21 protein-coding genes are annotated in these 24,375 nt (G+C 72.1%); 6 read left to right on the plus strand and 15 right to left on the minus strand.

Annotation, left to right across the window (positions count from 1 at the left end):
- Positions 1 to 3: 3 nt before the first annotated feature.
- On the minus strand, positions 4 to 1,203 hold the full coding sequence (locus tag D7193_RS19865; protein ID WP_120780996.1) for a substrate-binding domain-containing protein: 1,200 nt from the start codon (positions 1,201 to 1,203) through the stop codon (positions 4 to 6).
- Between the two features lie 800 nt (positions 1,204 to 2,003).
- On the opposite strand from D7193_RS19865, the gene tcmP reads away from it, so the two are divergent.
- The gene (gene tcmP, locus D7193_RS19870; protein WP_120780997.1) at positions 2,004 to 3,188 is read left to right on the plus strand and encodes a three-Cys-motif partner protein TcmP; all 1,185 of its coding nucleotides are present in this window, start codon (positions 2,004 to 2,006) and stop codon (positions 3,186 to 3,188) included.
- 3 nt (positions 3,189 to 3,191) lie between these two features.
- On the opposite strand, the gene D7193_RS19875 is transcribed toward tcmP, so the two are convergent.
- Together D7193_RS19875 and D7193_RS19880 are read right to left on the minus strand one after the other, a co-directional pair.
- A complete protein-coding gene (locus D7193_RS19875) occupies positions 3,192 to 3,950 on the minus strand; it encodes a DUF5131 family protein (protein ID WP_120780998.1) in 759 nt (252 codons plus the stop codon).
- Positions 3,951 to 4,246: 296 nt separating this feature from the next.
- A complete protein-coding gene (locus D7193_RS19880) occupies positions 4,247 to 5,365 on the minus strand; it encodes a glycerophosphodiester phosphodiesterase (RefSeq protein WP_120780999.1) in 1,119 nt (372 codons plus the stop codon).
- 139 nt (positions 5,366 to 5,504) lie between these two features.
- On the opposite strand from D7193_RS19880, the gene D7193_RS19885 reads away from it, so the two are divergent.
- Both D7193_RS19885 and D7193_RS19890 read left to right on the plus strand, forming a co-directional pair.
- Positions 5,505 to 6,839, plus strand: a complete 1,335-nt coding sequence (locus tag D7193_RS19885; protein WP_120781000.1) for a TrkH family potassium uptake protein — start codon at positions 5,505 to 5,507, stop codon at positions 6,837 to 6,839.
- Positions 6,829 to 7,497: a potassium channel family protein gene (locus D7193_RS19890; protein ID WP_120781001.1), complete on the plus strand. Its 669-nt coding sequence runs from the start codon at positions 6,829 to 6,831 to the stop codon at positions 7,495 to 7,497. Before D7193_RS19885 ends, D7193_RS19890 begins: the two co-directional genes overlap by 11 nt.
- Before the next feature lie 134 nt (positions 7,498 to 7,631).
- Here D7193_RS19890 and D7193_RS19895 read toward each other — a convergent pair whose 3' ends face one another.
- The 7 genes from D7193_RS19895 to D7193_RS19925 form a co-directional block, all read right to left on the minus strand.
- Positions 7,632 to 9,263, minus strand: a complete 1,632-nt coding sequence (locus D7193_RS19895; protein WP_120781002.1) for a serine/threonine-protein kinase — start codon at positions 9,261 to 9,263, stop codon at positions 7,632 to 7,634.
- 71 nt (positions 9,264 to 9,334) lie between these two features.
- Positions 9,335 to 10,894, minus strand: coding sequence for a fused MFS/spermidine synthase (locus D7193_RS19900; RefSeq protein WP_120781003.1), 1,560 nt, complete (start codon positions 10,892 to 10,894; stop codon positions 9,335 to 9,337).
- A gap of 36 nt (positions 10,895 to 10,930) precedes the next feature.
- Positions 10,931 to 11,935: a coiled-coil domain-containing protein gene (locus D7193_RS19905; RefSeq protein ID WP_174242700.1), complete on the minus strand. Its 1,005-nt coding sequence runs from the start codon at positions 11,933 to 11,935 to the stop codon at positions 10,931 to 10,933.
- Between the two features lie 204 nt (positions 11,936 to 12,139).
- The gene (locus tag D7193_RS19910) at positions 12,140 to 12,949 is read right to left on the minus strand and encodes an inositol monophosphatase family protein (RefSeq protein ID WP_120781005.1); all 810 of its coding nucleotides are present in this window, start codon (positions 12,947 to 12,949) and stop codon (positions 12,140 to 12,142) included.
- Positions 12,942 to 13,394, minus strand: coding sequence for a response regulator (locus tag D7193_RS19915; RefSeq protein WP_120781006.1), 453 nt, complete (start codon positions 13,392 to 13,394; stop codon positions 12,942 to 12,944). The genes D7193_RS19910 and D7193_RS19915 overlap by 8 nt, the downstream gene beginning before the upstream one ends.
- Entirely contained in the window at positions 13,391 to 15,127 is a 1,737-nt protein-coding gene (locus tag D7193_RS19920) for a sensor histidine kinase (RefSeq protein ID WP_120781007.1), read from the minus strand. Before D7193_RS19920 ends, D7193_RS19915 begins: the two co-directional genes overlap by 4 nt.
- Positions 15,124 to 16,323 (minus strand): PP2C family protein-serine/threonine phosphatase, encoded by a 1,200-nt coding sequence (locus tag D7193_RS19925; protein WP_120781381.1) that lies wholly within the window; start codon positions 16,321 to 16,323, stop codon positions 15,124 to 15,126. Before D7193_RS19925 ends, D7193_RS19920 begins: the two co-directional genes overlap by 4 nt.
- Positions 16,324 to 16,642: 319 nt before the next feature.
- Between D7193_RS19925 and D7193_RS19930 the strand changes: the two genes are divergently transcribed.
- Both D7193_RS19930 and D7193_RS33280 read left to right on the plus strand, forming a co-directional pair.
- Positions 16,643 to 19,060: a M28 family peptidase gene (locus D7193_RS19930; RefSeq protein ID WP_377456040.1), complete on the plus strand. Its 2,418-nt coding sequence runs from the start codon at positions 16,643 to 16,645 to the stop codon at positions 19,058 to 19,060.
- Between the two features lie 380 nt (positions 19,061 to 19,440).
- Entirely contained in the window at positions 19,441 to 19,953 is a 513-nt protein-coding gene (locus tag D7193_RS33280; RefSeq protein WP_147434423.1) for a hypothetical protein, read from the plus strand.
- 20 nt (positions 19,954 to 19,973) lie between these two features.
- Here D7193_RS33280 and D7193_RS19945 read toward each other — a convergent pair whose 3' ends face one another.
- From D7193_RS19945 to D7193_RS19965, 5 genes are all read right to left on the minus strand, one after another.
- Positions 19,974 to 20,303, minus strand: a complete 330-nt coding sequence (locus D7193_RS19945) for a hypothetical protein (RefSeq protein ID WP_120781010.1) — start codon at positions 20,301 to 20,303, stop codon at positions 19,974 to 19,976.
- 72 nt (positions 20,304 to 20,375) lie between these two features.
- Positions 20,376 to 21,002, minus strand: a complete 627-nt coding sequence (locus D7193_RS19950) for a class I SAM-dependent methyltransferase (protein WP_120781011.1) — start codon at positions 21,000 to 21,002, stop codon at positions 20,376 to 20,378.
- An 83-nt stretch (positions 21,003 to 21,085) separates the two neighbouring features.
- Positions 21,086 to 21,340, minus strand: a complete 255-nt coding sequence (locus tag D7193_RS19955) for a Smr/MutS family protein (protein ID WP_088987488.1) — start codon at positions 21,338 to 21,340, stop codon at positions 21,086 to 21,088.
- Positions 21,341 to 21,434: 94 nt separating this feature from the next.
- Positions 21,435 to 21,803, minus strand: coding sequence for a tetratricopeptide repeat protein (locus D7193_RS19960; RefSeq protein WP_120781012.1), 369 nt, complete (start codon positions 21,801 to 21,803; stop codon positions 21,435 to 21,437).
- 107 nt (positions 21,804 to 21,910) lie between these two features.
- The gene (locus D7193_RS19965; protein WP_120781013.1) at positions 21,911 to 22,672 is read right to left on the minus strand and encodes an ROK family protein; all 762 of its coding nucleotides are present in this window, start codon (positions 22,670 to 22,672) and stop codon (positions 21,911 to 21,913) included.
- Positions 22,673 to 22,735: 63 nt separating this feature from the next.
- Between D7193_RS19965 and D7193_RS19970 the strand changes: the two genes are divergently transcribed.
- A complete protein-coding gene (locus D7193_RS19970) occupies positions 22,736 to 24,373 on the plus strand; it encodes an ABC-F family ATP-binding cassette domain-containing protein (RefSeq protein ID WP_120781014.1) in 1,638 nt (545 codons plus the stop codon).
- Positions 24,374 to 24,375 lie beyond the last annotated feature (2 nt).

The following is a 24,375-nucleotide window of genomic DNA, read 5'->3' on the forward strand; positions in this document are numbered from 1 at the left end:
AGGTCAGCCCTTCATGGCCACGACCGGTGGCGCGGTCTCGTCGCCGGTCAGGCTCTTCTGGGCGCTGGCCGTGAACTCGGTGCCGCTGCCGGTCAACTTGGCCTGGTACATCGGCTGGAGCAGGGCGTGGTCCTCGGCGCGGATGGTCATGGCGCCCTTGACCCCGTCGAACTTCCAGCCCTCCAGGGCCGTCACCATCTTGTCGACGTCGTCGCCACCCTCCTGCACGGCGCGGACGACCATCTGCGCGGCCGCGAAGCCGTCCGGGTGGAACAGGTCGACGGTGCCGACCTTCGCCTTCAGCGCCTTGCTGGCCTCGGTGTCGCTGGCCCCGTCGAAGTAGTGCGAGAGGAAGGAGATCTTGCTACCGGCCGCGCCGAAGGTCGGCCAGGAGGCGCGGATGTCGAGGCCCGTGACGACCGTGGTGGACGAGAGGACGCCCTGCTGGTCGAGGGTCTGCCACATGGCCGGGGCGGTGGTGCCCGCCCAGGCGACGAAGAGCAGGTCCGGCTTCGCGGCCTTGATCTGGCTGGCGAACGGGGTGAACTCGGTGGCGCTGGCCGGCGCCCGCACGCTGCTCACCGTGGCGCCGGCGCTGCCGATGACCGCCTTCACGGCCGCCTCGTTGGCGTCACCGAATGCGCCGTCCTGGGCGAAGACCACGACCTTCTTGCCGGCCGGGTCCCCGATGAACGACTTCGCGGTCACCACGTCCTGGTACGACTGGCGGCCGGACCGGAACGTGTACTTGTTCGCCCCGGTCACCGCGTCGGTCGCGGCCGGCCCGGAGATGAAGAGAACCTTGTTCTGCGCGGCGATCGGCGCGACCTGGAGCGCCACACCGGAGGCCGTGGAGCCGGCAATGATCTTGGCGCCCTTGCCGATGAGGTCCTTGGCCGCGGAGACCGCCTTCGCCGGGTCACCGGCGTCGTCGACCTCGGTGATCTCGATGGCCCGGTCGCCGACCTTGTTGGTGCCCTTGGTCGCGTAGTCGAGGCCGGCCTTGAAACCGTCGATGTACTGCTTTCCGTAACTGGCCAGCGCACCCGACTGCGAGTACACCAGGCCAACCTTGACCGGGGCGGCGCTGTCGCCGCCGCCGGAGGCGGTGTCCTGCGGGCTGCCACAGGCCGTGGCGGCCAGGGCCGCGGCCATCATCGTGGCGGCGGAGAGGAACGCCCGCCGCGTCGTCCGGACCGTCATTGCGACTCCACGTGAGGACTCGGAGGGAGGGAACTCATTGTCGGCTCACGCTAGAAGTGACGTCACCCACGGGCTATGTGGTCGAAACACACAAGTAACAGGAGTGGGGTGGCCTGGCCTTACAGAGGCCCGTCCATACCCGCCCCTCCGCCACGCCGCGATGGGCGCCGCCACCGTCATCGGCGAAGGTCATGTGTCGGCTCCGGCCATCGACCGCGATGGTCGCCGCAGGGCCGGTCACGGTCGCCCGCCCGAGAGCAGGCTCGCCCGTCACGGAGAAGGCCGCGGCAGGGCCTCGTCGGGCGGCGCGCACCGGCCACCGGGCAAGATCGACACAACTTCAGGGAAGTTGTGGTCTCGCGAGGCGTGGGAAGCCACAACTTCCCTGAAGTTGCGCCGATCATCACCGGCAGCGGGAGTCCATGACGTCGTCCGGCAGACGCCGGACGACCGAGGGCGACACCACCTAGGGAAGACTGCGGCCTCACGCGGCACGGGCGACCGCGTTGATCCTGCACCTGCGAGCCGCCATACTCCGGCCCCTATCGGTGCCGGGTCCACTGGCGCGGTTGCAAGATCGGCGCGGTTGCAAGATCGAGCTCCTCCGCACCGTTGAATCCGCCCTCGTTGTCAGATCAAGGACAGAGAGCCTCAGCCGTCGATAGCCCACGGCTGCAGCGGTGCTGGTCACGGCGAGTGCCAGTGACACGCAGGCAGTCCGGGCGTACACCGCGGGGCGGACAACGCCCCATACGTAAAGCTACCTTCACGTCACTCTTGGCGATCGGCGGGGAGGTGCGATGTCAGCCAACGATGATTTCTTCAAGTCACGCAAGGCGGCTGCTGTTCTGAAGCACGGCATCCTCAAGCGATACCCGGTGGTCTTCGCATCGAAGACCGGCCAGGGAAATCCCATCGTCTTCCTCGACGGCTATGCAGGCCGCGGGGAGTATGAGGGTGGCGAACCAGGCTCGCCGCTACTGCTCTCCCGGTGTGCCGAGTTCGTGCAGGGTTTCCGCGACGTGCTCGCGTTCTTCGTGGAGCAGGACCCGGACAACTTCGTCAACCTGCAAGAGGTACTGGCCACCAAGGGCGGACCGGTCCGTCGCGAGTTGCGTCAAGGCAGTCTTGACGAGCACCTACCAGAAGTGCTGGCTCGGGCCAAGGGCGCCTCGCTCTTCGCCTTCCTCGACCCCTTCGGCCCTGCTCTTGACTTCGAGCTGATCAAATATCGCCTACTCGGTAGGCCGAACTGGCCTCCGACCGAGGTTCTCCTTCACTTCAGCGTCTCCTCTGTGGCTCGAATGGGCCGCGCCGTGCAGGTAGCGCAGAAGCAGCGGGGCGGCCTGTCGGAGAGTGACCGCAAGACAGCAGCCCGGCTGAACCGCTTTCTGGGTGGTGACTGGTGGACCAGTCTGTTCTCGGAGGTCCAGCAACCGAGCGATGAGCAGAGCGCAACTGACGTAGCCCTGCGTGTGGCTCGTCGCTACGCCGAGAGGCTGACGGAGGGAACTCAGTACCAGGCAATCGAAATGCCGGTGCGTCCCCGGCCCGATCTCGCGCCGAGGTACATCCTGGCACTGTTCACGACTCACGGCGAAGGTGCCTGGCACTTCGCTGACACGCTGGGCAAGGCTGGCGTGGAGTGGGAAGAGGCATGGGTGGAGGAACAGATGCGCCGCGGCCAGGCAGGACCGCAGACGTTGTTCGGCGAAGGACCCGTCTTCGATCCGGAACAGTACAAGGCGCAGAACGCTCCGCGCTGGGTGCGGACGATCGAGAGCAACATCCTGCGGATCCTGGCGGATGACAGATCGTTTCGGCTGGTCGACCGTGTGCCCTCCGTATATGGGGAACTCTTGGGGCACGCGTGGGCGCCCCATGTTCGACAAGCCGTCAAGTCGCTGTATCGGCAGCAATTGATCAACCACCCAGGTACGGGCGACTTCTGGAAGGAAGTCTTGTGGAGACCGTCGGCTACCTGACGCTCATGACATTGCGGCGAACGCGCGCGGCGTCGGCATCTCGTCCCAGGTACGGCCGTCCAGAAGCCGGCCACCCGCCTTGGGCGTCCGACCACCCCATTGCTTGAAGAAAAACGCCGTTCCGGCTCGATGACACTGGTCCTGCAGGTCACGAACCCAGTCTGGGTCCACCGGCCTACACCCTTGGCCGGATTCCCCGCCCGCGATCAACCAGTCGACGCCGCTCAGGTCGAGGTTCGGGATGGGACCAAGCAGCGGCTCTGCCGAGATGAACCGCACTGCCGCTGGCACTTCCCTAAGTTGGTCGATACGTGCGCGCTGGCTGTCGTCCTCGACGCTGACTCCCATCCAGACGTTCGGCGGCCAGTCGATCCGGTGTGCCAGCTTCGCGAGTCGCGTCGCACGCTTGGTGAGAACCTGGTACGTGTGCCGCGGCGTCTCGCGCATCACTGCGAAGACCTGCTGCACGTAATGCAGGGGAACTCGCGCGTGGAACAGGTCCGACATCGAGTTCACGAACACGGTGCGGGGCTCACGCCAGCGCCTCGGGACATCGAGCACGTCCGGATGCAACGCCACCCCGAAGCCGGGCCCTGAGGTTCGCGCATCACCGTCGACCTGGTACTTGGGCGAGCCCATGGCCTTCAAGCGCTTGGCCAGGGTCATCGCGTAGCAGTTGTCGCAGCCAGCCGAGATCCGATCGCAACCGGTGGTGGGATTCCAGGTTGCTTCCGTCCACTCGATGGCACTCTTGTCCGCCATGCCGCCCCCCTCTCGATCTACCGGCCCATCGTGTCGAACAACCGTACGGATGTGAAGCGTCGCGCGGCGTGTCGGCAGCCGTGGCGAGCCGGTCGGACACAACTTCCGGGAAGTTGTGGTGTCACGGCGCATGGAAGGCCACAACTTCCGGGAAGTTGCGCGGTCATCGCCGACGCGGTCATCGCCAGCGGCGCGGATCATCGCCGGCGGGGCCGGACGAAGGGCTGCGGAGACGGGCTGGCCCGTCACCCGGGGGGTTGGGTGACGGGCCAGCGGCCTGCGAGAGGCCCGGGGTGTCAGGCGAGGCTGGCGCGGGCGGCCACGGCCGTGTCGGGCTGGTCGCTGAAGACGCCGTCCAGGCCGAGGCGGAAGAACAGCTCGTACTCGCTCGTGATGTCGCCGCGCGCGTTCGGGTCGGTGCCGATGCGGAAGTCCACGGGCAGGAACTGGTTCTCCACCCGGAACGTCCACGCGTGCACGATGAGGCCCTCGCGGTGCGCGTCCCGCACCACGTTGGTCGGGGCGAGCAGCTTGCCGGCGGCGTCGCGGGGCACGATGAGGTTCTTGTTCGCGCCGATGCCGTCGGCGTACCCGGCGATCCACTTCAGCCCGGCGGCGGAGGCCAGGTCCTGGTAGGTGCGGGCGTCACCGGCCACGGTGAAGTCGTACGGGCGGCCGGCCGCGTCGAGCAGCTGGGCCAGCCGGACGTCGATCATCCGGTTCAGCTTGCGCAGGTTGGCGGTCTCGAACGACTGGACGATGACCGGCGAGTTCTTGCGGGTGAGCTTGTTGGCCCGCAGCACCGTCACGAGTGGCTCCTCGAGCGCCAGCCCGATGGAGGCGAAGTAGGTCGGGTGCTTGGTCTCCGGGTAGATGCCGATGGTGCGGCCCCGTGCCCGCCCCTCGTTCCGGGCCAGGTCGATGACCTCCTGGAGGGTCGGCACCTCGAACCTGCCGTCGAACGCCGTGTTGGTGACCCGTACCTGCGGCAGCCGCTCCTTGGCCCGCAGCGTCTTCAGCTCGGCCAGGGTGAAGTCCTCGGTGAACCAGCCCGTCACGGCGACACCGTCGATGGTCTTGGTCGCCTTGCGCGTGGCGAACTCCGGGTGGGCCGACACGTCGGTGGTCCCGGAGATCTCGTTCTCGTGGCGGGCCACGAGTACGCCGTCCTTTGTCGAGACCAGGTCGGGCTCGACGAAGTCGGCGCCCATGCGGATCGCCAGCCGGTACGCCTCGAGGGTGTGCTCGGGCCGGTAGCCGCTCGCGCCACGGTGGCCGATCACGAGCGGCCGGTCGCTGGCCCGGGAGGCCGACCGGTCGGCGGCCGGTTCGGCCGACGCGGCCATGGTCGGCACGGCCACGGCGGTGGCGAGCAGCGCCCCGGCCACGCCGAGGGCGGAAAGGGTACGTCGCAACGCGGTCTCCTGTCGTCGGGGAACCGCCTCAGGAGACCGTCTTCGATTGACCGGCAGTTGGTCGCGGACTGGCCGACAGGTGAATCTCCGGATTGCGCGTTCGGCCGTGCCGGCACCGGTGCGACAGGAAGATTGTCTGGTGCGCCGGATCTTCCGTCATCCCGTACGCCTGGTGCCGTTCGGGTTCCTGGTGCCGATCCTGATCGGCACCGGGCTACTGATGATTCGCGCCACGACCGTCCAGTACGAGCGTCCGCCGTTCGTCACCGCGCTCTTCACGGCGACGTCCGCGGTGTCGGTCACCGGGATGGCCGTCAACGACACGCCGAACTACTGGTCCGGCTGGGGTCTGGTGATCATCACCCTGCTCACCCAGCTGGGCGGCCTCGGCATCCTCTCCGTCGCGGCGCTCGTCATCCTGACCGTGTCCCGCCAGTTGGGGCTCCGCAACCGGCTCCTCGTGGAGGCGGAGACCCAGGAGTTCGGCAGGGGCGACGTGGCCCGCCTGCTGCGCCGGATCGTCGTCACGGTGTTCGCCTGCGAGGCCGTGATGACCGCGATCGTCGCCGGCCGGCTCTGGCTCGGGTACGACTACTCACCCGGATACGCGCTCTGGTCCGGCGTCTTCCACTCCGTGCAGGCGTTCAACAACGGCGGCTTCGCCCTCTACACCGACGGACTGGTGGCGTTCGGCCAGGATCCGTGGGTGGCGCTGCCGCTGGCGTTCGGCGCGATCATCGGCGGGCTCGGCTTCCCGGCGTTGTTCGAGGCGGTCCGCGAGTGGCGGCGTCCCGTGCTGTGGACGGTCGCCACGAAGGTGACCATCTGGGGCAGCGTGGCGTTGCTGGCCGCCGGGTTCCTCTGGCTGCTCCTGTCCGAGTGGACCAACCCGTTCAGCATCGGCCAGTACGGCATGGGCGGGAAGGTGCTGGCCGCCTTCGCCCAGACCGCGCTCAGCCGCACCGGTGGCTTCGACGTGATCAACGTCGAGTCGCTCCAGGAGGAGAGCTATCCCCTGCTCGTGGCGCTCATGTTCATCGGCGGTGGCAGCGCCAGTACCGCCGGCGGGATCAAGGTGTCGACGTTCTTCCTGCTCGCGTTCGTCATCTGGGCCGAACTACGCGGCGAACCCGACGTCACGGTCGGGCACCGGCGGGTCGCCAACGCCACCCAGCGGCAGGCCGTCACCGTGGCCCTGCTCAGCGTCGCGCTCGTCGCCCTCGGCACCGTGGCGGTGATCCTGCTGACCGAGCGCACGCTCTTCTACAAGGCCCTCTTCGAGGTCACCTCGGCGTTCAGCACCACCGGCCTGACGGTCGGGCTGGCCCAGTCGATGCCGGAAAGCGGCCAGCTCGTGCTCACCGTCCTGATGTTCATCGGCCGGGTCGGCCCGCTCGCCCTCGGGTCGGCCATCGCCCTCAACACCCGCCGTCGGCGGTACCGATACCCGGAGGAGCAACCCATTGTCGGCTAGAAGATCGGACGACGGCGGCGTCGCAGTGGTCGGGCTGGGCCGGTTCGGCGCCCACCTGGCCGAGTCACTGACCCGGCTCGGGCACGAGGTGATGGCGATCGACCGCAACGCGGAACTCGTGCAGCGCTGGTCGGACCGGCTCGACCGGGTGGTGCAGGCCGACAGCACGGAGGAGGACGTGCTGCGCCAGATCGGAGTCCCGGACCTGCCGCGCGCCGTGGTGGCCATCGGCGCGTCCGTCGAGGCCAGCGTGCTCAGCGTGCTGGCCCTGGTGGAGGTCGGTGTGCCGCAGATCTGGGCGCGGGCCACCTCGTCGAAGCACGCCCGGATCCTCTCCTCGGTGGGCGCGCACCACGTGATCTTTCCCGAGGCGGAGACGGGTGAGCGGGTCGCCCACCTGATCGTGACCCGGATGCTCGACTTCGTCGAGTTCGGCGACGACTTCGCCATCGCCAAGGTGCGGGTGCCGCAGTCGCTGGTGGGGCAGGCGCTGTCGCAGGTACGGCCCATCGACCGGTACGGCGTACGCGTGCTCGGCGCGAAGCCGCGGGGCGAGCCGTTCCGGTACGCCTCGGACTCGACGGTGCTCCAGGAGGGCAGCGTGCTGGTGGTCGAGGGCAGCATCGCCCAGGTTCAGGGCTTCGCCGAGCTGGGCTGAGGCGAGCCGCGAACCGCAAGCCGGCGGGGACGGGCAACGCCGGCGGGGACGGGCAACGCCGGCGGGGACGGGCAACGGCCGGCGGGGACGAGCACCGGCCGTCGTTCACCGCTTGCCGTGGCCCTTACCGCCCGTCACCCTTTTCCCGGGCCACCACCCGCGCCCTTCCCCTTGCCGGGCTTCTCGGGCTTGGCCGGCTTGTCCTTCACGCCGGGACCGCCGGCCCCGCCGCCGCTGCGCGGCGGGGCCGCCTTCGTGGCCGGGGCCTTGGCGGTGGTCGCCTTGCCGGTGGCCGGGCTCGGCGCGGCACCGGCTACCCCGGACACCTGCACCCCGCAGCGCTCGCCGCCGACCGTGAACGTGACCGGCAGCGGGTTCGCGCCCGTGTACCGGCCGGTCAGGCTGACCTTCTCGGCGGCGCCGGGCGCCAGGGCGGCCCGCTCCGCGGGCGGCCGTACGACCACCGTCCGCCCCTCCTGGCTCACCGACGCCGGGTTCGACGTCGTGAGCGTCTGCTGCCCGGGATAGGTGAAGTTCATGGTCCAGTCGCGCAGCTCCCGGTCGCCGGTGTTCTTCAGCGTGAGGTCGGCGTTGAAGTCCTTGCCCGAGTCGGCGCGCAGCGCGTACGTGACCTGGCACGCGGGCGGCTTCTCCAGCCCCATCCGGGCCTCGGTCGGCTGCTCCACCCCACCGGCGGCCGGGCTGCGTCCCGTCACCCCCCACAGCGCGGCGGTGACCGCCACCAGGCCGGCCGCCGCGGCGCCCGCCTCCAGGCTCCGGCGCCGGACGCCCGACCGCCGCTGACGGGTACGCGAGAACGGCAGGGCGTCGGTCTCCGCCGACCAGGGCAGGATGGTGGTGCCGACGCTGGCCAGCATGGCGGGGTCCACCGGGCCGCCGGCTGCCGGCGAGACCGGCACCACGGCCAGCACGCCGGCCGCGTCCGCGAGCGTACGGGCCAGCTCGGCGGTGGGCGGACGCTCCTCGGGGCGCTTGGCCAGGCAGCGGCGCACCAGGTCGGCCACCTCGTCGGGCAGCCCCGGCACCTCCGGCATGGGCTCCGGGTCGCTGTACATGTGGGCCCGCAGCATCTCGGTGGTGGTGCTGGCCTGCCAGGGCAACCGGCCCGTGAGCATCCGGTAGAGCAGCAGGCCGACGGCGTACACGTCGGTGGCGGGCGAGACCTGGCCGTTGTCGAGCCGCTCGGGCGCGAGGTACGCGGGCGTGCCGAGCAGCGCCCCGTCCGAGCCCTTCTCGCTCTCCCCGACCAGTGCGGAGATGCCGAAGTCGACGACCTTGACGCCGGTCGCCGTGAGCATCACGTTGCCCGGGGTGACGTCCCGGTGCACCACACCGCGGGCGTGGGCGGTGGCGAGCGCCGAGGCGACCTCCGCGGCGATGGTGACGGCCTCCCGCCAGGGCAGCCGCCGCTCGCGGCCCAGGCGGCTGCTCAGCGAACCGCCGTCGATCAGCTCCATGACGACGTACGGGACGGTCAGGCCGCCCTGCTCGGCCTCGCCGTAGTCGTACACGTTGGTGATGTTCGGGTGGCAGAGCCGCGCGGCGGCCTGCGCCTCGATCCGGATGCGGTGCCGGAAGGCGCGGTCGGCGGCCAGCCGGGACGCCAGCACCTTGACCGCCACCTGGCGGCCGAGCACCTCGTCGTAGCCGCGCCACACCACGGACATGCCGCCCGCGCCGAGCTGCTCGATCAGCCGGTACCGCTCACCGAGCGGTGGCGTGCCGTTCCAGTCCCCTGCACCCATGGTCGGGGTTGTTGCCCGGACCCGCCACGGCTACACCTCGGCGGTCGAAATCGGTCAGGCAAGTCACCCGTTCAGGCGGTGGCCAGCAGCTGGTCCACGGGCGCGTAGTCGTCGGTCAGCACGAGCGCGTCGTCCACGAAGTCGTCCAGCTCGGCGTCCGCGATCAGGGTCGCCCGGGAGTCCACCTCGGCCAGCCGCTCGCGCACCGCGTCGAGGGGCAGCGGCGCGTCGGAGGCCACGATCACGAAGTTGGAGCCCTGCTCGCCGGCGATCGCCTCGGGCGGCGCGATCAGTGCCACGTGCCGGAACTCCGCGCCGACCGTGGCCAGCTCGCTGCGGATGAACCGCAGCGGCGGGTAGTCGATGACGTTCTGCACGTAGACGCCGGCCGGGCGGGTGACCCGGCGGATCTCGGCGGCCATCTCCCGGGTGGCCAGGTGCCAGGGCACCACCAGGTGCCCGAAGGCGTCGCCCACCACGAGGTCGCGGCTGTCGGTGGCCTCCGCGGCGACCAGCAGCCGGGCGTCGCCGGCCACCGCGCGCAGGTCGGTGCCCTGGCGTACGCCCAGCTCCCGCTCGCCCAGCTCGATGAGCCCGCCGTCGATCTCGAAGACCAGGTTGTCGGTGCCGGGCCGGGTCGCGGTCAGGTAGCGCGGCATGGTGAAGCCGCCGCCGCCCAGGTGCAGCGCGTCGAGCCGCCGGCCGGCGGGCGCGGTCACGTCGGCGACCGCGCCGAACCACTTCGTGTACGCGTACTCCAGGTGGCGCGGGTCGGCCAGGTCCACGTACGAGTGCTGCGCCGAGTTGAGCAGCAGCGTCCGCCCGCTCGGCCGGCCCGGGTCGGCCTCCACCTTCGCGCAGTGGTAAGCCGTCTCGACGTCGCACGGGTTGGGTGCCACGGTGGTCAGCCCGGCGCCGACCAGGCCGAGCACGGCCAGCGCGGCCCTGGCCCGGCCCGCGCCGGGCAGGTCGGTGGCGGCTCGCCGGTGCAGGTACCAGCCGAGGCCGAGGCCGGCGACCCCGAGCGACACCGCGAGCGCGAGCAGAATCACGGTGCTGGGCAGCGCGGCCACCAGCACGAAGCCGGTGAGCAGGGTGGCGGTGATGCCGCCGAGCGTGCCGATGCCGGAGAGCCGGCCGACGACCTGGCCGGTGCGGCGCAGGTCGGCGAGCTGGAGCTTGACCACGAGCGGGGTGACCGCCGCGAGCAGCGCCGCCGGGACGAAGACGGCCAGCGCGACGAGCAGCAGGATCGCGCTCGCCGCGTCGCCGCGCAGCACCTCGCCGGCGTACCGCACGACCGGCAGGGTCACGGCCGTGGCGATGCCGGCGAGCACCAGCGCGGGTGCCAGCAGGGGGCGCGGGTCGCGCCGGTCGGCCAGCCAGCCGCCGGTCCACGCGCCGTACGCGATGGCGGCCAGCGCGATGCCGATCACCGAGCTGGTGACCTGGAGCGTGACACCGACGTACGGGCCGACGAGGCGCAGCGCGACGGTCTCCAGCACGAGGACGGCGCCGCTGGAGAAGAAGACCAGGAACGCGGCGAGCCCGTTGGGCAGGGCGCGGCCGGGCCCGGGTACGGGTGCGGGGGGCGCGGGCGGGTCCGCGACGTCGGACGGGAAGGCGCTCATCGTCGCGATGGTACGCAGCCGACCCGCGCCCGTGGGTCAGTACATCGAGAGATGAACATGGTTCGTGTGGCTCGCCGCCGGGCTGCCGCTGCCGCTGTAGGAGCGCCACCCCGTGCCGGGATGCCAGATCTGCCGGTACCAGATCACGTAGAGCACGCCGAGCCGGTTGGCGTTGCGGACGTGCCAGGCGGCCAGGCTGTCGCCGTACGCCTTGTCGCCACCGGTCGCGTTCGCGTCCTTGAAGCCGCCCGCGGCGGCCGAGAAGTCGCAGGCGCGGCCCTTGGGGTGCTCGCCGTCGCCGCCGCTGCGGTAGCAGGAGACGTAGCGCGTGTAGCCGGCCGCCTTGGTCTGCTGGAGCGCGTTGAGCGTGCGCGGGGTGATGCATCCGGAGGTGGTCGGGTCGTCCACCGAGCAGGACTCCGACGGCCACGAGCCGTCCGAGTTGCGTGGCGCCGGCTTCGCCGACGTGGAACTCCCGCCACTGAACCCGCCGCTGCCGCCCGAGCTGACCTCGGCGAGGGCCGCCTCGGCCTCCTTCTTCTTCTTCGCGATCACCGCGAGCTGCTTCTGCTGCTCCCGCACCTCGGCGTCGATGGCGAGCTTGGCCTGCTGCGCCTGCTCGTGCGCGGCGCCGAGCTCGCGCAGCCGCTTGCCGTCCCGCTGCGCCATCAGGTCGAGGTTGGCGGCCCGCTCCAGGAAGACCTCCGGGGAGGCGGTGTTGAGCAGCATCGACGTCGGGGTGAGCCGGCCCATCCGGTACGAACGCGCGGCCACCTCACCGACCTGGGCGCTGAGCTGGGTGACCCGCCCCTGGAGCGTCGTCAGCTCGGTGGTCAGCTGCTTCTGCCGGCGCTTGGAGTTGTCGAGCTTCGCCTTGGCCTCGATGTGCGCCCGGGCGGTGGCCTCCAGCGCGTCGCGCAGCTTCTTGCTGCCGCCCTCGTTCGGCTCCGCATAGGCGGGCACCGCCCCGGCGCCGAGCAGCAGGGCGACGGCGGCGAGCAGGGCGATCAGCGGGCCGCGGGCGCGACGGCGGCTGGGCATGGTCCTGGGCACGACAAGCGTCCTTCCATCGACCGCCGGCCCCCGTTGATCCTGCGCGGCGGCGGCCCCGCCGGCGCCGGGCGGCGGCCTGCTGGCGGTGACCGCCGGTCACGATACCGGACCGTGCGGCGCTGGCCGGTCCCCTGAACGCGGGGGGCGCGAAACATCGACGCGGTGTGCCGGCGCGGTAGCCGAGCGCGCCGGTCAGCCGTCGAGCAGGGCCTCGCGCACCTCGGCCCAGACCTGCTCGTTCGCCGCCACGAGCAGCCCGTGCCCCTCGTCGGCGGGGTGGTACTCGGTGCCGTCGAACCGGCGGGCCACGCCACCGGCGGCCCGGACCAGCAGCGCACCCGGAGCGTGGTCCCAGGGCAGGGTCCGCCAGAACAGCGCGAACTGCTGCCGCCCGACGAGGATGTCCAGGTACTCCCGCCCCGCGCAGTGCTGCCCGGGCAGCAGCTCGCCGATCCGGTCCTCCCCGGCGCGCACCCGGTCCCGGGCGGCCGGGGGCAGGAACCGGGTCATCGCCACGCCGCGTAGCGAGCCGGGCCCCGTCGGGACCTCGATGGTGGGCAGCGATCGCCCGTCGACGAACGTGCCCTCGCCGACCCGTGCGCCCGCGAGGGTCTCGGCCAGCGGGTCGAGCACCCAGGCGGCGACCGGCTCGCCCTCGGCCAGCAGCGCGACCATCAGCGCGAACGGCCGGCGGCCGGCCGCGAAGTTGGACGTCCCGTCGACCGGGTCGACGAGCCAGACGTCCCCGCCGCCGCGCAGGTGCCGCAGCAGCTCCGGGTCCTCCGCGACCGCCTCCTCGCCGACCACCACCGAACCCGGCCGCAGCCGGCGCAGCCCCGCCGAGATCAGCTGCTCGGCGCGCTGGTCGGCGACGGTGACGAGCTCGCCCGGCGCCTTCTCGGTGACGTCCGAGTCGTCGAGCTTGCGGAACAGGGGAAGCACGACCTGGTCGGCGGCCTCCCGGAGCAGCCCACCGACGTCGTCGAGAAGCGTGTCAGCCACGCGGCGGCAGCTTGACCACGCTGACGAAGAACTCGTCGATCTGGCGGACCACCGAGATGAAGCGCTCGAAGTCCACCGGCTTGGTCACGTAGGCGTTGGCGTGCAGCTGGTAGCTGCGCAGGATGTCCTCGTCGGCCTGCGAGGTGGTCAGGACCACCACCGGGATGCGGCAGAGCTGCTCGTCCTTCTTTATCTCCGCGAGCACCTCACGGCCGTCGCGGCGGGGCAGGTTGAGGTCGAGCAGGATCAGGTCCGGCGTCACCGCCTCGGCGTACTGGCCCTCGCGGCGCAGGTAGGCCAGCGCCTCGGCGCCGTCGGAGACGACGGTCAGCCGGTTGCGCAGCTTGTGCTCCTCGAACGCCTCCTGGGTCATCAGCACGTCACCCGGGTCGTCCTCGACGAGCAGGACCTCGATCGGGCTCTTGCCGTCTGCCGGCGCGGTCATCCCACCGTCTCCCTCATGCCACCCGTTCTACCGCCTTCCGGCGCTTCCTCCGCCCGGTCCGGGCCGTCCGCCCCGGCCGGTTGCTCCGGCAGTTCGCCCGGGGCGCCGGCCTCCGCCGCGCCCGTCCCCTCCCCGTCGGCCGTCTCCTGGTCCGCGTCCGCGGGCCCGCCGGCCGCCGCCTCGACGTCCTCGGGCAGCGCGGGGAGCGTGAACCGGATCGCGGTGCCCTCCGGGACGTCGGTGTCCACCCAGACCCGGCCACCGTGATATTCCACGATCTTCTTGACGATGGCCAGGCCGATGCCGGTGCCCGGGTACGCGTCCTTGGAGTGCAGCCGCTGGAAGATGACGAAGATCTTGTCGGCGAACTCGGGCTCGATGCCGATGCCGTTGTCCTGGCAGGTGATCTCCCACTCCTCGCCCACCAGGCGGGCCGACACGTGCACCTTCGGGGGCACGTCCGGCCGGCGGAACTTGATCGAGTTGCTGACCAGGTTGGCGAGCAGGTTCGTGAGCAGCGGCTCCTCGCCCCGGATGACCGGCAGCTCGGACCAGGTCAGCTCGGCGTCCGCGTACTGGCGGGCGGCCTCCGTCTGGCCGGCCACGTCGCCCATCACCTTGTTCATGTCGACCTCGGTGAAGCCGGCGGTGATCCGGCCGATCCGGGAGAACGCCAGCAGGTCGTTGATGAGGCGCTGCATCCGCTGCGCGCCGTCGACCGCGAACGCGATGTACTGGTCGGCCCGCTCGTCGAGCTGGCCGGCGTACCGGCGCTGGAGCAGCTGGCAGAAGCTCGCCACCTTGCGCAGCGGCTCCTGGAGGTCGTGCGAGGCCACGTACGCGAACTGCTCCAGGTCGCGGTTGGAGCGGGTCAGCTCCTCGGCCTGTTTCTGCAGCTGGCTGTTGACCCACTCGATCCGTTCGCGGGCCTCCCGCACCTCGGCCAGGTCCGCCGCGATCCTGCGGCGCATCGCGTCGATGTTGTCCGCGAGCTCGACGAACTCGGGCGGCCCCGACCCGGAGATGGCGTGCTGGAAGTTGCCCTCGGCGACCTGCCGGACCTCGTCGGCGAGGACCGTGATGGGACGCACCACCGTCCGGTCCAGCGACAGCAGCAGCAGCGCACCGGCGATGACCACCACGAGGGCCGCGACGATCAGCAGCACGGCCAGCAGGTTGCCGGTGCGCCGGACCTCACGGGCGTTGCTCTCCCGGGCGTTGAGGATCTCGGCCTGGAGGTCGTCCACGGCGGCCCGGACGCCGTCGAACTGCTGGCGGGCCGCCTCGGTGATGAGCGCCTGCCCGGCCGCGGTGCCGTCACGCTCGGTCGCGATGATGACCGGGATGGCCACCGCCTGCCGCCACTGCTCCGCCCGGGCCTCGACCTCGCGCAGCTCCTCGCCGACCCGCGGGTAGTCGTCCAGCAGCCGCCGCATCGAGGCGGCCACCGCGCTCTCCTGCTCGACACCGGCGTCGTACGGGGCGAGGTCGGCCCGGTCGCCGCTGACCGCGTAGCCCCGCACCGCGGTCTCCTGGTCCAGCAGCGAGTTCAGCAGCTCCTGCACCTGCACCCGCAGCGGGCCGGTCTTGTTCAACAGCGCGTCGACCTGGGTGCGGTTCCGCGCCGCGAGGACGCCCTCGGTGGCGGCCAGCCCGATGAGCAGGACGCCGACGACGGCGAGCAGCGCGACCACCCGCTGACGCAGACTCCAGCTGCGGATACCGGCGCTCACCGGCCACCGCCCCGGGTGACCAGCAACATGGCCACGTCGTCGGCCAGCGGGCCGCCGTTGATCTGCTCGGCCCGGCCGACCAGCCAGGCGGGCAGCTCGGGCAGCGGCACCGCCCGACTCTCCTGTTCCTCCAGCAGATCACTGAGACCGGGCACGTCGAGCCGCTCGTCGCTGTCGCCCACGCGCCCCTCGATCAGGCCGTCGGTGTACATCAGCAGGGACCAGTCCTCGGTGTCGAACTCCAGGTCGTACGCGACCGGCGGGCGGGGCCGGACGCCGAGCAGCAGGCCGCCGGGTGCCGGCACCGGCGCCACCCCGCCGCCGGCGAGCAGCAGCGGCGGAGGGTGCCCGGCCAGCCGTACGGTGGCCCGGTTGGCGTCCAGGTCGAGCCGGGCGGTCGCCACGGTCGCGAAGATCTCCTGTAGGCGGCGCTCGCTCATGAGCACCTGCTCCAGCGCGGGCAGCACCTCGTCGTCGGGCACACCGGCGAGCACCAGCGCGCGCCAGGCCACGCGGAGCTCGACGCCGAGCGCCGCCTCGTCCACCCCGTGCCCGCAGACGTCGCCGACGATGATGTCGAGCCGGTCGGGGCGGGTCTGCACGACGTCGAAGAAGTCGCCGCCGATCAGGGCGGCGTGCCGGCCGGGCCGGTAGAAGGTGTGCACCGCGACCTGGTCGGTCGTCATCAGCGGCTGCGGCAGCAGGCCCCGCTCCAGGCGGGCGGACTCGGCCTGGCGCAACTCGACCTCGCGCAGCCGGCGCGCGTTCTCGTCGGCGCGCTTACGCTCCACGGCGTAGCGCAGCGCCCGGGTCAGCAGCACCCCGTCGACCTGGCCCTTGACCAGGTAGTCCTGGGCGCCCTCGGCGACCGCCACGATGCCGAGGTGCTCGTCGGTCCGGCCGGTCAGGACGCAGACCGCCGCCCCGCTCGCCATCTCCAGCACCTGGCGTAGCCCGTCCAGCCCCTGCGCGTCCGGCAGGCCCAGGTCGAGCAGGACGCAGTCGACGCCCATGACCCGCTGGCGCGCCTCACTCAGGCTGGTGGCCACGAGCAGGTCGATCATCGAGTTGGTCTCGGCCAGCAGTTCGCCGACGAGGAAGGCATCCCCCTCGTCGTCCTCCACCAGCAGGACGCGCAGCCGCTCACCGGGTGGGACGTGCGGATGCTGCCCCAGATCGCCAGGAGCCCGGGGCACGACGGAAGGGCCGGCCAGGCCGGCCCCCCGGTACGGCCGGGTCACCGCCGCGAGACGCGGGAGATCGCTGGTGATGTCGGGCTCCTTCCGAGTGCCCTGCTGATCCTGTATTAGACAACGGTCGCACACAACACGACGGGCTCAGTGCCCGCGAGCATGGGCCGGATCACTACACGCTAAGGGACATAGCGGACCACCGCCGTCCCCGCCGCCCGCCCCGGGACGGCTCCGGCCGGCCGTCCGGTCTCCCGGGCGTACCGCTGCGGGCCGGCGCGGTGCAGGATGGTCCCACCCTGGCCCCCGTCCCCGAGGAGTTCCCGTGGGCGCACCCCCCACCCCGGCCCCGGACCGCGCACCCGCCCACCCGGTCGCGAGCGTGCCCGGCGCGGACCGGGCGCTGGCCCGGCCGCGGCGACGGCTGCTCGCGGCGGCGGCGGCGCTGGTCGCGCTGGTCGCGGTCGGGGCGGGCAGCCTCTTCGCCCTGCGTCCCCCGGCGCCACGCCCGGTCGACGCGCCCGCCGGGGAGTTCAGCGCCGGCCGGGCGTACCGGGACGTGGAGACGATCGCCGCGCGCCCGCACCCGGCCGGCAGCGCGGCGAACGACCAGGTCCGGGCGCACGTCGAGCAGGTGCTGCGGGGGCTGGGCCTGGAGACGCAGGTGCAGGACACGGTGGCCCCCGAGGCCGGGCAGCTCAGCGGGGCGGCCGGCGGCGCCACCCTGGCCCGGGTCCGCAACGTGGTGGCCCGGCTGCCCGGCACCGACCCGACCGGCCGGGTCTTCCTGGTGTCCCACTACGACTCGGTGCAGACCGGCCCGGGCGGCAACGACGACGCCGCCGGCACCTCGGCGATCCTGGAGGTGGCCCGCGCGCTGAGCGCCGGGCCGCGGCCCCGCAACGACATCGTCTTCGTGCTCACCGACGCCGAGGAGGCGTGCCTGTGCGGCGCGTCCGCGTTCGCGTCCACCCACCCGCTCGCCGCCGACGGCGGGGTGGTGCTCAACCTGGAGGCGCGCGGCTCCAGCGGTCCGGTGATCATGTTCGAGACGTCGCGGGACAACGCCAAGCTGGTCGACGTCTTCGGCCGGGCCGCACCGCACGCGGTGGGCACCTCGTTCGCCGTGGAGATCTACCGGGCGCTGCCCAACGACACCGACTTCACGGCGTTCCTCGCGGAGAACTTCGTGGGTCTCAACTCCGCGTACATCGACGGGGCGGCGGTGTACCACACGCCGCTGGACACCCCGGCGCGGATGGACCGGGCCAGCCTCCAGCAGCACGGCGACAACGCGCTCGGGCTGGCCCGCGAGTTCGGCCGGATCGACCTCACCGACCTGCGGGCCGGCGGGGACGCCACGTACTTCCCGGTTCCCGGCGCCCTGGTCCACTACCCGGGCTGGCTCACCCTGCCGCTCGCGGTGCTCGCGCTGGTCGCCGTGGCCGCGCTCGGCTGGCTGGTCCGGCGGCGCGGCCGCACCACGGGAGGCCGGCTCGCGGCCGGCTTCGGGCTGGCCCTGGTGCCTGTCGTGGTCGCGCCGCTCGCCGCGCAGGCGCTGTGGGCCGTGGTCACCGCGATCCGGCCCGGCTACACCGAACTGCTCGACCCGTACCGGCCGACCTGGTACCGGGTCGCCGTGCTGGCCGCCGCCGCCACGGTCGTCCTTGCCTGGTACGCCCTGACCCGCCGCTGGATCGGCCCGGCCGCGCTCGCGGTCGGCGGGCTCGGCTGGCTGGCCGTACTCGGGGTGGTGCTCGCCGTGGCGGTGCCGGGCGGCGCGTACCTCACCACCCTCCCGGCGCTGGCGGGGGCGTTCGGCGGGCTGGTCGCGCTCGGCACGCGGATCGACGGCCCCTGGCCAGTGATCGCCGTGACGGTGGCCGCCGCGGTGGGCGTGGTGATCCTGCTCCCCACGGTGATCCTGCTGTTCCCGGCGCTCGGCATGGCCATGGGCGGGGTCGGCGCGCTCGTCGCGGCGCTGCTCGGCCTGGCCGCCCTGCCGGTGGTGGACCTGCTGCACCCGCAGGCCGGTGGGCAGCGGGGCCTGGTCGCCCTGCGGGCCCGGCGGCTCGGCGCGCTGCCCGCGCTCGCCGCCGCGGTCGCGGCGGTGGTCTGCGCCGGGGTCGGGCTCCGCGTCGACCGGTTCGACGCCACGCACCCCGCGCCCACCCACCTGATGTACGCCCTGGACGCCGGCACCGGCTCGGCCCGGTGGCTCAGCGACGAGACGGATCCGCAGGACTGGACCCGCCAGTACGTGCAGGGCCGCGCGTCCACGGCCGACTTCCCGGCGCTGGGCGACCACGAGCTGTTCGCGGGCCCGGCGCAGCCGGCGAACCTGCCGGCCCCGAAGCTGGACGTGCTCGCGGACACCACCGCGGGCGGCGAGCGGACCCTGCGGGTACGGCTCACCCCGCAGCGCGCGGTCCGGCTGGCCAGCCTGCACGTCGACACCACGACGGCCACCGTGCTGCGCGCCGAGGTGGCGGGCCGTGCGGTGCCGGTCGAGGCACGGGACGGGACGTGGGGATTCGGGGTGGTCTTCCACGCGCCGCCGGCCGAGGGCATCGAGGTGACGCTCACCGTCGCGCCGAAGGGGCAGCGGGTGGACCTGCGGGCCATGGACGCCAGCGACGGGCTGGACGGCCTGCCTGGTTTCCATCCCCGCCCGCCGGACGTCGGGATCGTCGGCTCACACAGCTCCGAGATGCTCGCGGTGGCCCGGACGTACCCGGTCTGAGCGGTCGCCCCGGCCGAGGATCCGCGCGCGCCTGTGTCATGATCCGCGCAACTTCCGGGAGGTAGTTGCCTCCCGAGCCAGGGAGACAACTACATCCGGGAAGTTGTGTAGATCTTGCGAGAGGTGGAGTCTGCCGGGTGGTCAGGATGGTGCTGCGTAGGTTGATCGCGGTGGTGAGCGCCTGCCTGGTGACCGCGTGCGGGTCGTCGACGACTCCCACAGTGGATCGATCAGCGGGCGAAACTCCCTCCGCGACGCGGGCGACGGGGTCGGCCACGAGGCCACCTTCCCCAGCGGTTCCGCCGACCGGCGGGTCCGGCTACTCCGCGACGCTGTCCGCACGGCTGGTGGACACGGACTCGGTGCCGCCGGGATTCGCCGTGCAGATCGCGACGGTCATGCCGCCGGATGCGGGAGACCAGGACGTCGCCGCGCCCTGTTCGGACAGGATGGTCCCGCTGCTGTCGGCCACGCGGCTGACCGGGACTCCGTCGGCGATGGCCGCAGCCACCCTCAGTTACGACGCGGGTCCCGATGGCCTCTGGGTGGGAAACGAAGTCCTCAGGACCTATGCCGACGACGGCGCACGACGAGCAATGGCCGACCTGCGAACCCTCATCGGCCGTTGCCCCGCCGTCGCGTCGTCCGGCCAGGGCGACGACGGCGGTTACCGCTTCGCGCTGGAGCCAGGGCCGCGGCTGGGCGACGACAGTGTTCACGTCAGCTGCCGGATGACGTCCGGTACCGACACGCTGGAATGCGACAGCATCCTCGTCCGGGCCGGGACGACCCTGCTGGTCGTCCAGGAGCAGGGCAACGAACCCGGCGGCGACACGTACCTCGACCAGCTCGCCGAAGCGGCGCTCCACAGGTATCAGACGACCGGATCCTGAATCGCCACCCCGGCACGCGCTCAGGACTTCTCGAGGTCCACTCGCCGCCCCTGGCCGATGTCGTCTGTCTCGTCGTCCGTGACGACGGCGAACGCACCTCGTGGCACCCGGTCGAGCATGGCTACGCGGGACGCGGCGGCCAGAAGACGAGCTTCCTCGGCTCCACCAATGGCGAAGACGTAGACGTCTCCGTACTCCTCCCCTTCGTCGATAACCTCGACCGCCCCCTGGCCCTCCAGATCCGCGAGGAAGTCCTCGATGTCTTCGATCCATGGGAACTGGTAGGCGCGAGCGGCAAGGCCAGGCGTTGCCACCAGCGGGACGTGAATCTCAACGACGATCTCAGCCACGGCCCGATGATCGCCTCCCGCACGGCACGAGTCCAGTGATCCCGTCCCCGTCGACTCGAAGCTCCACGGAGGTCAACTCTGTGGCCGCCGCGCCCAGAACAGCGCGTGCCCACTGTCGCCCTCCGGAACGAAGTCCTCGGACGTGACCTCCAGCCCCGCTTGTTCAAGCCAGGAACGGTAGGTGGAGGCGTCAGCGTGGCTCCACCACATGGTGGCGGGGCCATCGAGCCAGTTGTCCTCGGTGCCCGTCCAGGCGCTGTTGCCGACGGTGGTTAGCAGCCAGCCGCCGGGCCGTAGCCAGGTGGCGACTCTCTTGATGAGCCGCGGTTGGTCGGCCAGGGGCATGTGGATCAGGGCGTAGAGGCAGACCACGGCGTCGAACGAGGCGGGTGGCAGATCGAGTCGGGTGGCGTCAGCGCGGAGAAAGGTGCCGGCGGGCACCAGGCGGCGTGCCCGCTCGACCTGCACATCGCTGATGTCGATGCCGGTGACCTGGTGCCCGGCGTTGGCGAGGAAGCGGGCGACCGGCACGCCGCAGCCGCATCCGAGATCGAGGACCGCTGCCGAGGCAGGTAGGCGCCGGTGCAGGTCGCCGAGCCAGGGACCATACTGGCCGTCGTCGGCATCGTCCGCCCGGTAGCGGTAGGAGAGTTCGTCGTACCCGCGGCGGACCACGTCACGCTCGTCGTTGCTGCCCATCCTCGCGAGGCTACGAGTCTCGATGCCGCGTTCCGATTCGTTTTGTCCCGCGCGGAGATGCCCCCGACGGGAGTGTTTCGGCCCTACTTCCAGCGGAAGTGCACGAAAAGGCGGCCGAAGTTCTTCGAGTCCTTCTCCACCCGGTGGTAGAGCTGCTTGACGTCCTTCTGGTCGAGGAAGCGCAGCACCCGCTTCTTGAGCTGGCCGGAGCCCTTGCCCGGGATGATCTCCACGAGCGTGGCCTTCTTCGCGACCGCCTCGTCCATGATCCCCCGGAGCGCGCGGTCGATGTCCTGGCCCTTGTTGAAGATGTCGTGGAGGTCGAGCTTGAGCTTCACCCGTTCATCGTAGGCACGTCCGCCGGCCGGACCCGGATACGGCGAAGGGCAGCCCAGTGGGGCTGCCCTTCGTCCGGTCTCCGGTCGGTGCCGCTCAGCGGCCGCCGCCCACCCGGGTCTCGACCCGGCGCAGGGCGGTGCGGTAGTCGTCGTTGCCGCTGTGCATGGCGGCGGCGATCCGCAGGTGCCGCAGCGCGTCGGCGTGCCGGTTCAGCCGCTCCAGCGTCCGGCCCAGCACGTGGTGCGCGTAGTGGTCGCTCGGGTCCCGGTCGACCAGCTCGCGCAGCTGCTCCTCGGCGCGGTTGAGCTGGGCGGACTGGAAGTACGCCCGCGCCAGCAGCTGCCGTACCGAGGCGTTGTCCGGCTCCGCCTCGACGATCGGCTCGAGCAGCCGGGCCGCTCCGGTCGGGTCACCGGCTTCGAAGAACATGGTCGCCCGCCGGTACTCGGCCAGAAGATCCATTCGACCCACCCCCTCGTCTCGCGTCGTCTTTTCCCCCGACGCTGGCACAACACCGGGAGGACGGCGACTGTTCCCTCCGCCACTCTCCGCGCGAGGGCCCCCGGGCGTCAGGCCGAGCGGGTGGCGGCCAGGTCCCACGCGCGGACGCCCCCGAGGATCCCCGCGGTGTTCGGCACCACCACCACGTCGTCGCCCATCCGGGCCAGCTGCTCGGGGCGGATCAGCCGCGAGTTGCCCCCGCCCAGGTAGAGCCGGTCCCAGCGGAACACCGGCCGGAGGCCGTCCACCACCCCGCGTACCCGCCGGGACCAGAACGCGTCGCCGAGGCGGCGGCGTTCCGGCTCGCCGATGTACGTGTCGTACGTCATCCCCCAGCGCACCGGCGCGTGCGACAGCTCCAGGTGGGGTGCCAGCACCCCGCCGTCGAAGAGCGCGGAGCCCAGCCCCGTGCCGAGGGTGAGCACCAGCTCCAGCCCGGTGCCGGCCACGACGCCGGCGCCGTGCACCTCGGCGTCGTTGAGCACGAGCGCCGGCAGCCCGAACGCGTCGGCCAGCGCGGACCGTACATCCCAGCCGGACCACTCGGCGAGCAGGTCGGGATCGACCTTCGTCCGCGGCCCGGCCCGGGTCACGTAGTGCGGCGTGGCCACCACCACGCCGTGCCGGAGCATGCCGGGCATCCCGACGGTCACCCGGTCGGCCGCGGGAAGCTGGGCGCCGAGGTCGAGCAGGGTCTTGACGAAGAGCGCGGGCGGCAGCGGGTACGGCGTGGGCACCCGCAGCGGACGCGTCCGCATCGTGCCCGCCGCGTCCAGGACGGAGGCCTTGATACCACCGCCGCCGCAGTCGATCGCCAGAGTGGTCACCACCCGAGCAGTGTGCCCCCTCTCGGCGGGGAACGCGGGCACCGGGCCGGATAGGCTCGCCTCCTCATGAGCGCCACGTTGATCGTCAAGGACCTCTCCGCCGGGCACGGTGACCGCCCGCTCTTCTCCGGGCTGGACCTGGTGGTCGCACCCGGAGACGTGATCGGCCTCGTCGGGCCGAACGGGGCGGGAAAGTCGACGCTGCTGCGTACGCTCGCCGGGTTGCTGCCGGTCGAGGCCGGCAGCGTCACGCTCAGCCCGCCCACGGCGAGCATCGGGCACCTGCCGCAGGAGCCGGACCGGCGGCCGGGCGAGACGGTGCGCGGTTTCCTGTCCCGCCGCACCGGCGTGGCCGGCGCGCAGGCCGCCCTGGACGCCGCCACCGAGGCGCTCACCGCCGGGGCGGACGGCGCGGACGACCGGTACGCCGACGCGTTGGAACGCTGGCTCGCCCTCGGCGGCGCGGACCTGGACGAACGGGCCGAGCAGGTCGCCGCGGAGCTGGGGCTCGCCGTCGACCTGGACCAGGAGATGACCGGGCTCTCCGGCGGGCAGGCCGCCCGGGCGGGGCTGGCCTCGCTGCTGCTCAGCCGGTACGACGTCTTCCTGCTCGACGAGCCCACCAACGACCTGGATCTGGCCGGCCTGGAGCGGCTGGAGGCGTTCGTGACGGGGCTGCGGTCCGGCACCGTGCTGGTCAGCCACGACCGGGAGTTCCTGACGCGGACGGTCAACCGCGTCCTCGAACTGGACCTGCCGCAGCAGCAGGTCAACCACTACGGCGGCGGCTACGCGGCCTACCTGGAGGAGCGGGAGGTGGGCCGCCGGCACGCCCGCGCCGACTACGAGGAGTACGCCGAGACCCGGTCGGCCCTGGAGGCCCGCGCCCGGTCACAGCGCGCCTGGATGGAGAAGGGCGTGAAGAACGCCCGGCGCAAGGCGACCGACAACGACAAGATCGGCCGGAAGTTCCGCGCCGAGGCGACCGAGAAGCAGGCGGCGAAGGCCCGGCAGACCGAGCGGCTCATCGAACGGCTGGAGGTGGTCGAGGAGCCCCGCAAGGAGTGGGAGCTGCGGATGGAGATCGCCGCCGCGCCCCGCGCGGGCGCCGTCGTGGCCAACCTCCGCGATGCTGTCGTACGCCGGGGCAGCTTCACCCTGGGGCCGGTGAACCTCCAGATCGACTGGGCCGACCGGGTGGCGATCACCGGGGCGAACGGCTCCGGCAAGTCGACCCTGCTGGGCGCCCTGCTCGGGCGGCTGCCGCTGGACGCCGGGCACGCCACGCTGGGCCCCGGCGTCGTGGTCGGCGAGGTGGACCAGGCGCGCGGGCTCTTCCTGGGTGACGCGCCGCTGATCGACGCGTTCCGCGCCGCCGTGCCGGACCTGTCGCCGGCCGACGCCCGGACCCTGCTGGCCAAGTTCGGGCTGCGCGCGGCGCACGTGCTGCGTCCCGCCGCGACCCTGTCGCCCGGCGAACGCACCCGCGCGGCGCTCGCGCTGCTGCAGGGGCGCGGGGTGAACCTGCTGGTGCTGGACGAGCCGACCAACCACCTGGACCTGCCCGCCATCGAGCAGCTGGAGTCGGCGCTGGCCACGTACCCGGGGACGCTGCTGCTGGTCACCCACGACCGGCGGATGCTCGACGCCGTGGCCACCACCCGGCGGCTGCGCGTGGACGCGGGGCGGATCGCCGAGGATTGATC

This window comes from Micromonospora costi, from assembly GCF_003626655.1.
GTDB classification, from domain to species: Bacteria; Actinomycetota; Actinomycetes; order Mycobacteriales; family Micromonosporaceae; genus Micromonospora; species Micromonospora costi.

Bases quoted from the DNA above. Each gene is read 5' to 3' on its own strand.
- D7193_RS19865 (WP_120780996.1), bottom strand. From the start codon at position 1,203: ATGACGGTCCGGACGACGCGGCGGGCGTTCCTCTCCGCCGCCACGATG.
- tcmP (WP_120780997.1), top strand. From the start codon at position 2,004: ATGTCAGCCAACGATGATTTCTTCAAGTCACGCAAGGCGGCTGCTGTT.
- D7193_RS19875 (WP_120780998.1), bottom strand. From the start codon at position 3,950: ATGGCGGACAAGAGTGCCATCGAGTGGACGGAAGCAACCTGGAATCCC.
- D7193_RS19895 (WP_120781002.1), bottom strand. From the start codon at position 9,263: ATGGGTGCAGGGGACTGGAACGGCACGCCACCGCTCGGTGAGCGGTAC.
- D7193_RS19900 (WP_120781003.1), bottom strand. From the start codon at position 10,894: ATGAGCGCCTTCCCGTCCGACGTCGCGGACCCGCCCGCGCCCCCCGCA.
- D7193_RS19905 (WP_174242700.1), bottom strand. From the start codon at position 11,935: ATGCCCAGCCGCCGTCGCGCCCGCGGCCCGCTGATCGCCCTGCTCGCC.
- D7193_RS19915 (WP_120781006.1), bottom strand. From the start codon at position 13,394: ATGACCGCGCCGGCAGACGGCAAGAGCCCGATCGAGGTCCTGCTCGTC.
- D7193_RS19950 (WP_120781011.1), bottom strand. From the start codon at position 21,002: ATGGGCAGCAACGACGAGCGTGACGTGGTCCGCCGCGGGTACGACGAA.
- D7193_RS19960 (WP_120781012.1), bottom strand. From the start codon at position 21,803: ATGGATCTTCTGGCCGAGTACCGGCGGGCGACCATGTTCTTCGAAGCC.
- D7193_RS19970 (WP_120781014.1), top strand. From the start codon at position 22,736: ATGAGCGCCACGTTGATCGTCAAGGACCTCTCCGCCGGGCACGGTGAC.